This window comes from Demequina globuliformis, assembly GCF_000975155.1.
Taxonomy (GTDB): Bacteria; Actinomycetota; Actinomycetes; order Actinomycetales; family Demequinaceae; genus Demequina; species Demequina globuliformis.
Map to the genome: position 1 here is coordinate 167,442 of NZ_BBRG01000002.1, position 13,394 is coordinate 180,835.

Sequence of the window (13,394 nt, forward strand, 5' to 3'; positions counted from 1 at the left end):
AGCGCCCGGCAGCGCAGCGCGCACCGGCGGCGACCACGGAGGGCCCGCATCTATGCACACGGGACACAGTCCGCTGGCGGCATCGGGACCGCCGCCGCGCGGGCCGCGCAATGCCGGTGACGCATGGGTGACTGCCTCCGATGGCACCCGCTACTGGGGCCGTTTTGGGGCCGCGGGAATCCTCGCCTTTGATACCGAGCGGGGATTCTTGATGCAACATCGCGCCGCCTGGAGCCATCACGGCGGCACCTGGGGCATTCCGGGCGGCGCGCTCCACCAGGGTGAGTCTGCCTTGGTGGGTGCGCTGCGCGAGGCGTACGAGGAGGCAGGGGTGGTTGCCGACGACGTGGCTCCCCGCCTGACCTGGGTGGTGGACCGTGAGGTGTGGCGGTACACGACGATTGTGGTCGATGTCCTCAGGCCGTTTGAGCCGCACGCTGGCGACGCGGAGAGCATTGAACTCGCATGGGTGCCTCCCGTCGAGGTTGACGAGGCACTCGCGGGCGCGGGGGCGCGGGAGCTGCACCCCGCTGTCGCTGCTTCGCTGCCCGCGATCATGGAAGCAATGCGCCAGCGCCCTCACCTGGTCGTTGACGTGGCGAATGTGGTGGGATCGGTTCCGGACGGATGGTGGAAGGACCGGCGGGGCGCGACCGAGCGTGCGATTGCCGGCGTCGACAGCTTGGTGGCGCGAGGCGTTCCGGCGTCAGCGTTGGGCCTCGCGGGCCACACGTGGCATCCGCGGGTCACCATGGTGTGCGAGGGCGCTGCTCGGGGCTGTGTGGGCACGGACCGCGTAGCAGTCGTGGATGCCCCAGGACAGGGGGACGATGCCGTGGTGGAAGCCGCGCGCCGCGCGCGCGACGGAGGCGGCGACGTGACGGTGGTCACCTCTGACCGTGGCCTGGCGAGTCGTGTGTCCGAGGCGGGCGCGGCCGTCAAGCCCACGTCGTGGCTGCGCGCGATGCTTCAGTAGGCGGGCCCAGCAGGGCGGTCGCTCAGGGTGTTGCGCAAGAACGCACCGAGGTCGAGCAGCTCCTGTTCGTTGACGCCGTGGCCAAGCCCGGGGTACACGCGCGCCGTCAGCGTGCAGTGCTGGCTCAGCCAAGCATCGGTCCGAGCCACGGCTTCCGGCCAAATGACGGCGTCCGCGTCACCGCGCCCCCACCACACAGCGGGCGCGCGCTTCTTCAACGAAGGATCAACCGCGGCGCCCTCGACCGTAACGAACCCAGCCAGCACAGCCGTCGCCGTCACCTGGGACGGCCTGGTGCGCAGCAGCTGGGTCGCCATCACACCGCCCTGAGAGAACCCGATCGGAATGACGGGCCGTACGCCCACGTGCTCATCCAAGTAGCCCCACAACGCGGTCGTGGCATCGTCCACGCGTGCCTGGCGCGGCTCCTCGGGCAGCGCCAGAGGGAACCATGCAGCCGCTCCACCAGGCATGGAAAGGGGCGCCCGCACGGAGATCCAAGGAAGATCTCGAGGGAGCCACGCGGCAATTCCAGGGAGATCGTGTTCGTGGGACCCGTAACCATGAAGCAAGACCATCACTGGTTGCTCCACCGGTGCGTCGGCGAATCGAGGCGAGGTGACTGACGCGGAAATCTCCATGGCGTCAGTATGCCGGGCATGTTTGACTGGTCGTGTCCGCCCGCGCACGCGGGCCACACCACGGGAGGTAAACCATGACAACGACAAGCAAAGCAACGACATTGTGGCGCGGCGGCCTAGCGGAGGGCTCTGGCACCACGGCGCTGAGCTCAGGCGTGGCGACAGTCGGCGTGAACTGGAAGGCCCGCTCCGAAGGGAGCGCGGACACGACCACGCCGGAAGAACTGTTGGCGGCCGCGCATGCTTCGTGCTTCGCCATGGCGTTGTCCCATGAACTGGGCGGGAACGACACGCCGCCTGAGGAGATCGAGGTGGCAGTTGAGGTCGACTTCCAGCCTGGCGAAGGCGTGACGGCAAGCCGAATCTCGGTTGTGGCGAAGGTTCCGGGCATCTCCGCAGAGGATTTTGAGCGCATCGCGAACGGCGCCAAGGACGGGTGCCCCATTTCCAAGGCACTTGCCGGAGTCGAGATCTCCCTGGCGAGCGCGACACTGAAGGACTAGGCGGTGGCGTGTCCGGTGACGCCGCGAGCGTTGCCGGACACGCCGGCTACAACGCCCAGTGAGTGAACTCACCACCGACCGCGGTAGCGGACACCGGCATGGTCCGAAACGTGTCGTGGTCGCAGGTGAGGGGATCCTCATCGATCACGACAAGGTCGGCCGGTGCGCCAGTGACCAGGCGGCGGCCGTCTACGCTCGCGGCGAGTGCCTCGGCACGGGTGAGGGATTCTCTGGCGTTCCAAGGCTCGCGGTCGTCAGCGGAGCGATGGACAGCAGCGGCGATGGCGCGCCACGGGTCGAGCGGCGCCACCGGCGCGTCTGAACCGAGCGTGATCGTGGCGCCGGCGTCGCGCAGCGAGGCAAAGGGGAAGCAGCGATCTGCTCGATCGGGCCAGTGCCGTGCAGTCGCGTCGCGGTCATCCCAGAGGTGTTCAGGCTGGACGGAGGCCGTGACATTCAGCTGAGCAAACCGCGCGAGGTCGTCGTCGCGCACCAACTGCGCGTGCTCGATTGTGCCGCGAGCCCCGGTGGCAGCAAAGGCATCGAGTGCATGCGTGACTGCGGCGTCACCGATGGCGTGTACGGCCACGTCGAACCCGTGCGCCACCGCGCGTTCGAGTAGCGCCACGGTGTGCTCGGGGGCCACCGTGAGATCCCCCCGCATGGTCGTGCCGGGGTAGGGGTCGTGGCAGTACGCCGTGCGAGTGTTCAGCGAGCCGTCGGTGATGATCTTCAGTGGTCCCACGGTGAGGAGTCCCCGCGTGCCTTCGATGACTGCGCCGGTGCGCAAACCCGCGTCAATCCTGGCGTCGAACTCACCTGGATAGAAGCCCGACCGCACCCTAAAGGCCTGGAGTCCATGGGAGATGCGGTGGGCCCATCCGTCAAGGTTCTGCGCCATCTCGAGGTCGACGAGACCCACAATTCCGCGGGCCGCTGCCGCGGCTGCGGCCGAGGAGAACGCGACGTCCTCGTCCCCCGGGGCCTCGCGGTCAAGGCGCATTTGCAACGCGAATGCCTCGTCCTCCCTGACAACGCCGCCGGCGGACAAGTCGAAGCGACGCTGAGCCGCCGAGTTCACCCAACACGCGTGCATGTCTCCTGACAACAGGATGACGGGGCGGGTTGGGGCGACCTCGTCGAGCACCTTTGCGGTGGCCACGTCATCCCACAGCGCGTCGCGGTAGCCGTAGCCAATCAGCGGCTCTTCGTGGTCGAACTCTGCCCGGAGGCGTGCAGCGACAATCTGCGCCGCACCTAGAGCGCTGGTGGCACTGGACACATCCAGCCGGCGGCGCACAATGGCCCACTGCGTGAAGTGCACGTGCTGATCCCACAGGCCAGGCATGATCCAGCGACCATCGAGGTCGACGTCGTAGTCGGCAGGGCCGTCCAAGGACTCGACAACGACCCCGTCCGCGACATAGATGTCCCGCACAACAGAGTCACCCACCTGGCGTGCTCGTCTCAGTGCGTACGTCGTCATGGTGGTGCCACCTCCCGCATCCGCGCCTGTCGCGGCCAAAGCGCCAGGATAGCCGCGCGGTCCTCGCTACGATTTCGCCATGCCGAACGCATCGCATCCCGCTAGCCGCGTCGCCGCGTTCGCGAGCGGAATGCGGTATCTCATCCACGGCCTTGCGATGTGGCGTTCCCACCCGCGAGCGATGAGCACGGGCATCATCCCCGCCGTGCTCGCCGCAGTGATCGTCGCCGCGATGGTCGTCGGAGCGATTGCCGTCGCCCCCGGGGTGGGCCGGTGGAGCGCCGATCAGGTGTCGGCGGGTGGGTTCTGGCACACCGTCGTGATGTGGGTGGCTGGCATTGCACTCGTGCTGGCGGCAGGCGTGGTGGCCATCAAGTTGTTTGTCAGCATTGCGCTCATTGTCGGGCAACCGTTCTACGAACGCATTAGTGCCGAGGTCGACTCGTTGACGCAAGCGCAGGCGGCACCAGAAGAGGCCTGGTGGGTGACGACCGGGCGCGGCATCGCCGACGCGCTGCGCCTGCTGCTCGTCACGATCCCGCTGGCATTGGCCGGGTTCGCGTTGGGGCTGATTCCCGTCGCCGGGGCGCCCGCGGCATTCACCCTCGCCGCGCTGGGCGGTGGGTGGATGCTCGCGTTGGAGTTGACCGCGTACCCGAGCGCGCGGCGCGGCATCGTGACACTTCGTGACCGTCGCGCCGCGCTGAGGGGAGACCGCGCGACAGTATGGGGTTTCGGCACGGCGGTGTACCTGGTGATGCTCATCCCTGGCGCCGCGCTCGTGGTGTTGCCGGTCGCCATGGCCGGCGCTACTCGGCTGGTGTCAGATGTGGTGAGAACGGCTGGGCGGCCGCAGTGAGGGCCGCGAGCACGGCCGCGACCGCGGTCGACCCCTCGGTCGACTCACGCATGGCCGTGAACACGGTGCGGTGTTGCCCCGGTGCGTGGGTGATGGCGCGCACCTGACCCGCGTAGTTGTGCAAGAGCAACGAGGGGAGAAACGTCACGGCGTGGCCGGACTCGACCAACGCAAGGTGGGTGTGCAGGTCAGACGTCTCGAAGCGCACGTCGGGCTCAAAGCCCGCGGCCCTGCACGTCTGTTCCGCGTAGTGGCGCGTGGCGGTTCCGCGTGGTTCCATGACCCATGGTGCGCCGGCGCAGTCCGCGACACTGGTCGCTTGCGATCCGGCACCTGCAAGTCCGGTGCACAGGGACAGAGTGTCCTTCACCAAGTCGCTGCGAGTCAGGCCCTCGTAGAGCGGAGCGCGGTGGTGGGGGTATTCCTCGGCGACGACAACGTCGTAGTCGCGGGACCAGGTATCTCGGAGCGCTTGCTCTGGCTCCACTTGCGTCACAAGGAGCCGCAATTGCGGCGCCGTTGAGGCGAGGGCGGTCAGTGCTCCTGGTAGAAGAGCAAGCGCCGCCGACTGAAAGATCGCGAGCCGCACTTGGCCGTTGATTGACGTGGAGGTGCTGGACACCGCGTTCTGGGCACGTTCGAGGGCATCGAGCACGTCGCCAGACGACTCCGCTAGCGCCGTGCCCGCAGGTGTGAGCACGAGCCGGCGGCCTACCCGCCGGGTGAGCGGCACTCCCGCCTGGCGCGTGAGCGCGGCGAGCTGTTGGGACACCGCCGAGGGTGTGTAGCCCAACGACTGGGCGGCGCCCGCGACTGTGCCGCGTTCGGAGAACTCCACAAGAGTGCGTAGCAGCGACGATTCCAGCATGCGTCAATTCTTAAGCAAAACTTCATGAAATTCCACACAAACATTCGCTGGTCCAACCGTTTTGTCACGGGGGACACTCAACCCATGAGCATCGACGCCCCGTCCCCGACGTCAGTGTCCCGCCCCAGCGGCCCACCGTCCGAGCCCGACCAGGCCGTCGCGCAAGCGCGCGCGTGGAACGATGCAGCAGCGAGCAAAGCCGGCACGCTGGGTTCCACCCTGATGAACCAGATGCTGATGCGGCCCGGTGGCCTTGCTTTCCTCACAGCCCTCATGGACGGCATGTTCCGCCCTGAAGATTCGAAGGTGGCCGCGCAAGGACTCAAGGACGCGGCGCAGAAGTTCCCAGACGGCGCGCCATGGCCCCTGCGCTGGGCCGTGGCTGCTGGTTCCGTGGCCGCGTCAGTTGCACCATCCCTCGCTGCACATCTGGGGCGTCGCATTGTGCGCACGCTGGTGGGGCATCTCGTGGTCGACGCGCGTCCGCGCCGCCTGTCCCGCAGCCTCCGAAAGCTCCGGGCCACGGGAGCCCAGGTCAACCTCAATCTCTTGGGGGAAGCCGTCCTTGGCAGGGCAGAGGCCGCCCGGCGCGTAGCGAGAACGATGGACCTGATCGCCCATCCCGACGTGGACTATGTGTCGATCAAGGTGTCCGCTGCGGTCGGCCCGCACTCTCCTTGGGCAGTCGAAGAGGCCATCCCGGACGTCGTCGAGGCCCTCCGTCCCTTGTACCGCGCCGCGCGCGAACACGGGGGAGTGTTTATCAACCTGGACATGGAGGAGTACCGCGACCTCGAGATGACCATGGAGGTCTTCACGCGGATCATGGACGACGCGGAGTTTTCCGACCTCAGTGCAGGGATCGTCTTGCAGGCCTACCTGCCGGAGTCCTTGGCCGCGTTGCGCCGGTTGCAAGAGTTTGCGGCGGCTCGGGTGAGTGCGGGGCACGCGCCGCTCAAGGTTCGACTCGTCAAGGGCGCGAATCTCTCGATGGAACATGTGCAGGCCCAGCTGCGTGGCTGGCAAGCCGCGCCGTGGGCGAGCAAAATGGAAACGGACGCCCACTACAAGCGGCTCATCGACCTCGCGCTGGACCCCAGCGCAGTTGATTCCCTCCACGTTGGGATCGCCGGGCACAACCTCTTCGACATCGCCCTTGCGCTCCACCGTGCTCGTGAGCGGGGCATCACTCGAGGAGTGGACGTGGAAATGTTGCTTGGGATGGCGCCCGCGCATATGGCAGCCATCGCTCGAGACGCCGGAGCCGTTCGCCTGTACACGCCCGCCGTGGATCCCCGCGACTTCGACGTGGCACTCGCATACCTTGCTCGCCGGCTCGAGGAGGTAGCGTCCGCAGGAAACTTTGTGGCAGATGCGGCGCAGTTTTCCACGAGCGCTGAGGCATTCGAGCGTCAAGAACTGGCCTTCCGAGAAGCGTGGGCCTTGTCCCAAGCAGCGCCGCAGCGCACGCGCGGGCGTATGCCCCGACGTCCGGGTACCCCGCCCGCCGGGTTCGACAATTGTGTCGACACGGACCCGGCCGTTCCGGAGGACAGGCACTCGCTTCGCCAGGCTGTCGTTGCCGCCGCAACGTCCGACCTGGGCATTCGCGACGTCCAGTCACACACAATCAAGGAAGTCGAGGAGCTCTCCGCCACCGTTGGACGGGCTCACGCGGCGGGGATCCAGTGGGGCGCCGTTCCCGCCAACGAACGAGCTGTGGTGCTCGAGCGGGTGGCAGAGCACCTTGAGGACGCCCGCGCGCGGCTCATTGAGGTGATGGCGGCCGAGTGCGGGAAGACCATCGACCAGGCTGACCCCGAGGTATCAGAGGCAATCGACTTCGCGCGCTACTACGCGCAGTCAGCCAGGCAACTGACTGAGATTGAAGGAGCGACGCCACGTCCACGCAGGGTGACACTGGTCACCCCACCATGGAACTTCCCTGTGGCCATTCCTGCCGGCTCTATGCTCGCTGCACTCGCCGCTGGCAGTGCCGTCATCGTGAAGCCGGCGCCCGAGTCGTCCAGGTGCGGAGCGGTCGTCGCGGAAGTGCTGCACGCGGCGGGAGTCCCACGCGACGTGCTGCAATGCATCCACGTCGACACCGATCAGCTGGGCAAGCCCCTGATCTCCGACGAGCGCATTGATCAAGTCATCCTCACGGGTGCCTACGAAACCGCGCAGACACTTCTGAAGACTCGTCCCACGTTGGACCTGCGCGCGGAGACATCGGGCAAGAACGTCATGATCGTCACACCCCACGCCGACGTCGACCTCGCGGTGGCTGACCTGGTCGCCTCCGCCTTCGGTCACGCAGGGCAGAAGTGCTCGGCAGCGTCCCTCGTGATCGCGGTCGGCTCGGTGGCCTCGTCGCGACGGTTTAAGGACCAGGTCGTCGACGCCGTGACGTCGCTCACGGTGGCACCGCCGCACGATCCTCGCTCGCAGATGGGCCCGGTGATTGCGCCGCCGCAGGGAAAGCTCCGCAGGGCGCTCACCGAGTTGGATGAGGGGGAGACGTGGTGGGTCGCACCACACGCGCTCGACGACGCCTTGTGGTCACCCGGCGTCAAGGAAGGCGTGAAGCGGGGCTCGTGGTTCCACCGGACCGAGTGCTTTGGACCTGTGTTGGGGGTCATGACGGCGCGCACGCTCGACGAGGCGATCGACATGGTCAACGAACTCGACTACGGCCTCACCGCTGGCCTTCACAGCCTTGACGAGGGAGAGATCCGCACGTGGTTGGGTCGCGTCGAAGCGGGCAATGCCTACGTCAACCGCACCACCACGGGCGCCATCGTGCAACGTCAGCCGTTCGGAGGCTGGAAGCGCTCTGTCGTGGGACCCACAGTGAAGGCGGGCGGTCCCCACTATGTGGCGTCGCTGATGGGCTGGGAAAACTCTCCTCCTGCGGAGGTAAGCGCCGGCGGTGGCGCGAGCACTGCACTGGCGCCACTGGTTCAAGAGGTGGTGGACGCGTCGCACCACGAGTGGGTGCGCGCTGCAGCACACCGAGACCAAGGCGCGTGGGAATCCACTTTTGGCGCGGGAAGCGATCCCACCGGCCTCAGTGCGGAGTACAACGTTGCGCGCTACGTTCCTGTGCGCACCCCGATCAGGTGGGATGGCGACAGCCCCGACGCTCTGCTGCGCGTGGTCGCCGCATCGATCCGCGCCTCCGGGGCTGCGACGGTGTCGGTCCCGCGCGGGCTGGGGGAGCCGGCGCGAGCACTTGTCGGTTCCCACAGCGATGTCATCGAGGAGGACATCCAGCACGTCGCCACCAGGGCTGGTGCAGTAGGTCGGGTCAGGGTCGTGGGGGAGGAAGGGCCCCACCTGCGTGGCGCTGCCGATCTCGCCGTGTGGGACCGTCCGGTCACGGGAGCCTCGTCCCTCGAACTGCTCGCGTTCCTCAAAGAGCAGTCGGTGTCGATGTGTGCGCACCGGTACGGCACCCCGTTTGACACTGCCCACGCGGTGCGCGACGCGCTGATGACCGGCGCGATCAGTGGGAGTGGACCGCGCGGCTAGCACTGCCCAGCAGTTCTGGGGCCGCTACTGTGTGGTCCGGGACCTCCTGGAAGGAACATCCATGACCGCGTGGGCACAGCGTCGCCTGGACGTCGTCGGTTCGCTCTTTGCCGTGGGCTTTGTCGTGCTTTCCGTCACCCCATCCCTCCTGCCACGACCGCCGTGGGGCCAGGGGCTGGTGACCGGACTGGCCTTCACCGTCGGGTACGGGATCGGCGTGCTGCTGTGGCGCACCGTGCGCCTCTTGGCCAATGGCCGCCTGCGTTGGGATGCGAGCGCGCCTGCGTGGATGGTGACGGTGGGTACCGTCATTGCCCTCGCGGCGGTCGCGCCTGTGGGGGTGCGATGGCAGAACAGCATCCGTGAGGCCGTGGGCGTACCCGACACCGACGAGCTTCACCTTCTTGGTATTGCCCTGGGCGCTCTAGTGGGGTTGTGGCTGGGGTTCGCCATTGGGCGTGGCATTCGTCGACTGCACAATCGCATCCGCCCCTGGGTCGTCACTGCGCTGAGCCGCGTCAGTCGGTCGCCACGCGGCCCCCACCGGGTGTGGGTGAGCCTCACCGCAGGAATCGCGACCACCGTGGGAACCGTGGTGATTGTCGCCGCGTCAATGGCGGTGTTGACGGTGCTGCTCAATTGGGCATACGGACAACGAAATGATGCCTACGACCCGGCCTTCTCGCAGCCGACGTCCGCACTCAGGTCTGGCAGCCCCGACAGCTTTGTCACGTGGGACCACATTGGGCAAGCGGGAGTCAAGATCGTGGGCTCGGGTCCCACCGCCGCGACTATCAGCGCAGTGACCGGAAAGGAGGCGCTTGAGCCCATTCGCGTCTACGTGGGCGTCGAGTCCGCACCCACCCTCGACGAGCGCACGGACCTGGTGGTAGCTGAGCTGGAGCGGACAGGTGCCGCCGAGCGGGAGCATCTGCTGGTCGCCGGCACCACGGGCACAGGGTGGCTCGACCCAGCAGCCATCGACGGTTTCGAATACCTTCACGCGGGCGACACGGCTCTTGTCACACTGCAGTACGGCGCGACGCCCAGTCCGGTGTCGGCGATTCTGACGCCTGACCTGGCCACGACGGGCACGTCGGCGTTGTTCGACGCTGTCTACGACTGGTGGAGCGCGCTCCCGTCGGACTCGCGGCCCCAACTCACGGTCTACGGCCTCAGCCTTGGTTCCTATGGAATGAACGCCGCGTTTGACTCGGAAGAGGAACTTCTGGCGACCACCCAGGGCGCGGTGCTTGCAGGCACCCCGAGCTTCACGGCGCTGTGGCGAGATCTGCAAAATGCGCGCGTCGACGGTTCGCCCTACGCCCTGCCCGTGCTTGACGACGGCCGCAGCGTCAGGTGGACGGATGACACCGGAGTGCTCGCCCAGCAGGGTGGAGTCTGGAACGAGCCGCGGGTTGCGTACCTGCAACACGGTAATGACCCCATTGTCTGGATAGGCCCGTCGGTGGTGTGGAGCAAACCAGAATGGCTCGAGGATGGCGAACGCTCCGAGCAGTTGAGTGATGACATGGTGTGGATCCCGGGTGTGACGGCATTCCAAGGGGTGATCGACCTCATCCTGAGTCAGAACGTGCCGGAGGACGCCGGTCACAAGTACGGCAACCTGGCTCTCGACGCCCTTCACGAAGTCAGCGGAGACGCAGAGCTGTCGGACGAGGCCCTGACTCGCATCCGGACGCTGATTGCTACGTATGACACGTACTCACCGTTGGCCAACTAGTTCCCCTGGCACTGGTCGCGAGGCCGTCCTAATCTGTACGTGCGGGGCGGTCGTGCCGCGCGAGAACCGGAAAGGAGAGGTGTCATGACGCAGCAACACTCCACGGAGACTCGGCACTACAAGTTCGAGCAGATTCGCGCCAAGGAACTGGCACGCGGAGCCTCGGAGGACGAGGCCACTCGCATTGCTAACGAGACGGTCGACAAGGTGTTAGCCCAGGAAGCCAAGGACAAGTAGACTCGCCTAGGTGAGCGATTCCCGTACGACCGGTACCGTCCCGGTGCCGTCGGCGGCGATCTGGACTTTGCCCAACGTCATCTCGTTTGTGCGCATCCTGCTCATCGGAGTCTTTGGCGGGCTGTTCTTCGCTTCCCAGGATTTTTGGGCACTCATGGTGCTCATCGCCGCGGGGATCAGCGACTTTCTCGACGGCTTCCTCGCACGACGGTGGAACCAAGTCACGAGGCTCGGCCGCCTACTTGACCCCGCTGCCGACCGCTTGCTCACGCTCGTGGTCGTGCTGGGCCTTGCCGTACGCGAGATCATCCCGTGGTGGCTGGTGCTGATCCTGATGGCCCGCGATCTCATGGTTGCGTCCGCGCTGGTCTACGGAAAGATTCGCCGCACGCGCAGCCCGCAGGTGACCTACGTGGGCAAGGCCGCTACGTTCTGCCTGTACATTTTCTTGCCGCTGGCGTACGTGGCCTTCGAGCGCTGGGATGGCGTTCACACACTGGCGATCGGGGGGGCCGTGTTCGCGTCGGCGCTCTACTGGATCAGCGGCATTGGGTATGTGCGAGACATTCACCACCGCGCCACGGCAAACGCGCCCACGATGGGGTCGTCGACCTCTAGGATGGATGCATCGGACCACGACAGCAGGGAGGCGTCATGACCTACGACGAAAGTCCAGTTGAGAGGACCATGTCCCTTGACGCTCAGCCGCCAGCGGATGAGATTGCCCACCGACTCTCGGCGCAGGACGATGCCGCTGTTGGCGCGCTTGACGAGAACTGCGCCCTGCTGATCGTCCACCACGGTCCTAACCAGGGCGCACGGTTCCTTCTCGACGTGGATCTCACGACGGCAGGCCGGTCGGTCAAGGGGGATATCTTCCTTGACGACGTGACCGTGAGCCGCGAACACGTGCAGTTCATCCGCGATGGCCATGACTTCTTTGTCCGGGACGCTGGCTCATTGAACGGCACCTACGTCAACCGACAGTTGGTGTCTGAGGCCAAGTTGTCAGCGGGCGACGAGGTGCAGATCGGTAAGTACCGCATGACCTTCCACCCAGGCAGCGCGAACTGACACAAATGTCAGCCGCTCACGCCGCCCGCGACGCGGAGCCTGTGCGGTCCGCGGTCACCCGCGGTCCGGATACGAGCGCGTCCGCCACGGGCACCTGGCCGCGCGCGCTGTCGCACGAACCGATGCTCCGCGTCAGCGACGTGTTGGCTCAGGTGACTCAAGAGTTTCCCGCGCTCACGTCCTCGAAACTGCGTTTCTTGGATTCGAACGGTTTGGTGATGCCTCAGCGCACCTCCTCGGGCTACCGGCAGTACTCGCCGGCGGACGTGGAACGGGTGAGGTTTGTCCTTCGCCAGCAGCGTGACCACTTCCGCCCGCTGTCAGTGATTGCCGAGTACTTGGACGATCTCGACGCAGGTCGTTTGCATGAGCCGGTCACGCCGCACGAGGTTTCTCGGCGGGACTCGGTGCTCACGGCCAGTCAGATGGCGCAGGCCGCCGGGGTCGAATCCGAGACGATTGCCGCGTTGGAGTCGGCCGGCGTGATCGCTCAGTCTCAGCCCGGACGGTACGAGCGAGCCGATGTGGACTTGGTGGTCGCGGCCGCTGCGTACCTCGACGCCGGGGGAGACGCTCGCGCGCTTAAAGTGCTGCAGCGTGCGGCTGACCGTGAAGCCCAGGCGGCACGAGATTTCGCGCACGCCGCGCGTGCGCGAAAGGACGACGCACGGGCCGATGCCGAGGTGACCCAACGGGTGGATGCCGCGGTGGCGGTCTTCAGTGCTTGTGTTCACCGCGATTTGGGTCGATAACAGGGACGGGAAACGCCACCACGCGCCGCGTGGTGCGTTGACCGTCGCGACACGCGGCCGTAGTTTGGATGGCACAAGGCCCACGCCGTGGGCATAGCTGGAGGGGACGATGGCTCAGACCGGAAGTCACGACATGAGTGCTCTGCACGATCAGGGCATCCTGTTCGACGACGGCCTTGCGCAGCTGGACGCGAACGCCGGCTATCGCGGCCCCACGGCCTGCAAGGCAGCCGGGATCACCTATCGTCAGCTTGACTACTGGGCGCGCACGGGACTGGTCGAACCGACTGTTCGTGGCGCCACCGGCTCGGGCACGCAGCGCCTGTACGGGTTTCGCGACATCTTGGTGTTGCGGGTCGTCAAGCGACTGCTCGACTCCGGCGTCTCGCTCCAGCAGATCCGTTCTGCCGTCGACACCTTGCGCGAGCGTGGAGTCGAGGATCTGTCGCGCATCACGTTGATGTCCGACGGTGCCTCGGTCTACGAGTGCACCTCCGATGACGAGGTGATCGACCTCGTACAAGGCGGCCAGGGTGTGTTCGGTATCGCGCTTGGCAAGGTGTGGCGTGAGCTCGAAGGATCGCTCTCGGCGCTTCCCGCAGACAAGGGCGAACCTCTCGGTAGCGCTGGCGCCGATCAGACAGACGAACTCGCAGCACGTCGCGCCAAGCGCACACACGCTTCCTAAACCCGCTCGGGTTCGCGTTCCCCGGCGGTGTC

The 13,394-nt window shown here is 66.5% G+C and carries 13 protein-coding genes; 10 read left to right on the forward strand and 3 right to left on the reverse strand.

Translation table 11 applies throughout. The features are described 5' to 3' along the window. Positions 1-52: 52 nt before the first annotated feature. The gene (locus AOP75_RS09330; RefSeq protein ID WP_062078819.1) at positions 53-976 is read left to right on the forward strand and encodes an NUDIX domain-containing protein; all 924 of its coding nucleotides are present in this window, start codon (positions 53-55) and stop codon (positions 974-976) included. Here AOP75_RS09330 and AOP75_RS09335 read toward each other — a convergent pair. Then, a complete protein-coding gene (locus AOP75_RS09335; protein ID WP_062078820.1) occupies positions 970-1,617 on the reverse strand; it encodes an alpha/beta hydrolase in 648 nt (215 codons plus the stop codon). The genes AOP75_RS09330 and AOP75_RS09335 overlap by 7 nt on opposite strands. A 74-nt stretch (positions 1,618-1,691) precedes the next feature. On the opposite strand from AOP75_RS09335, the gene AOP75_RS09340 reads away from it, so the two are divergent. After that, on the forward strand, positions 1,692-2,120 hold the full coding sequence (locus AOP75_RS09340; RefSeq protein WP_062078821.1) for an OsmC family peroxiredoxin: 429 nt from the start codon (positions 1,692-1,694) through the stop codon (positions 2,118-2,120). Positions 2,121-2,166: 46 nt separating this feature from the next. Here AOP75_RS09340 and AOP75_RS09345 read toward each other — a convergent pair whose 3' ends face one another. Then, entirely contained in the window at positions 2,167-3,606 is a 1,440-nt protein-coding gene (locus AOP75_RS09345; RefSeq protein WP_083966877.1) for an amidohydrolase, read from the reverse strand. Positions 3,607-3,685: 79 nt separating this feature from the next. Here AOP75_RS09345 and AOP75_RS09350 point away from each other — a divergent pair, with 79 nt between their 5' ends. Beyond that, positions 3,686-4,465, forward strand: coding sequence for an EI24 domain-containing protein (locus AOP75_RS09350; RefSeq protein ID WP_062078822.1), 780 nt, complete (start codon positions 3,686-3,688; stop codon positions 4,463-4,465). On the opposite strand, the gene AOP75_RS09355 is transcribed toward AOP75_RS09350, so the two are convergent. Continuing rightward, positions 4,416-5,333 (reverse strand): LysR family transcriptional regulator, encoded by a 918-nt coding sequence (locus AOP75_RS09355; RefSeq protein WP_062078823.1) that lies wholly within the window; start codon positions 5,331-5,333, stop codon positions 4,416-4,418. The genes AOP75_RS09350 and AOP75_RS09355 overlap by 50 nt on opposite strands. 84 nt (positions 5,334-5,417) lie before the next feature. Here AOP75_RS09355 and AOP75_RS09360 point away from each other — a divergent pair, with 84 nt between their 5' ends. From AOP75_RS09360 to AOP75_RS09385, 7 genes are all read left to right on the forward strand, one after another. Next, on the forward strand, positions 5,418-8,867 hold the full coding sequence (locus AOP75_RS09360) for a proline dehydrogenase family protein (protein ID WP_083966878.1): 3,450 nt from the start codon (positions 5,418-5,420) through the stop codon (positions 8,865-8,867). Between the two features lie 61 nt (positions 8,868-8,928). Continuing rightward, positions 8,929-10,611: an alpha/beta-hydrolase family protein gene (locus tag AOP75_RS09365; RefSeq protein WP_062078824.1), complete on the forward strand. Its 1,683-nt coding sequence runs from the start codon at positions 8,929-8,931 to the stop codon at positions 10,609-10,611. 84 nt (positions 10,612-10,695) lie between these two features. Continuing rightward, positions 10,696-10,848 carry a hypothetical protein gene (locus AOP75_RS12660; RefSeq protein WP_161794566.1) on the forward strand — a complete coding sequence of 51 codons (153 nt, stop codon included), beginning with the start codon at positions 10,696-10,698 and terminating at the stop codon, positions 10,846-10,848. A 10-nt stretch (positions 10,849-10,858) separates the two neighbouring features. Then, positions 10,859-11,506: a CDP-alcohol phosphatidyltransferase family protein gene (locus tag AOP75_RS09370; protein ID WP_062078825.1), complete on the forward strand. Its 648-nt coding sequence runs from the start codon at positions 10,859-10,861 to the stop codon at positions 11,504-11,506. Next, positions 11,503-11,922 carry an FHA domain-containing protein gene (locus AOP75_RS09375; protein WP_062078826.1) on the forward strand — a complete coding sequence of 140 codons (420 nt, stop codon included), beginning with the start codon at positions 11,503-11,505 and terminating at the stop codon, positions 11,920-11,922. The genes AOP75_RS09370 and AOP75_RS09375 overlap by 4 nt, the downstream gene beginning before the upstream one ends. A 5-nt stretch (positions 11,923-11,927) precedes the next feature. Next, positions 11,928-12,674 carry a transcriptional regulator FtsR gene (gene ftsR / locus AOP75_RS09380; RefSeq protein ID WP_062078827.1) on the forward strand — a complete coding sequence of 249 codons (747 nt, stop codon included), beginning with the start codon at positions 11,928-11,930 and terminating at the stop codon, positions 12,672-12,674. Between the two features lie 133 nt (positions 12,675-12,807). Further along, positions 12,808-13,362 (forward strand): MerR family transcriptional regulator, encoded by a 555-nt coding sequence (locus AOP75_RS09385; protein WP_236683137.1) that lies wholly within the window; start codon positions 12,808-12,810, stop codon positions 13,360-13,362. Positions 13,363-13,394 lie beyond the last annotated feature (32 nt).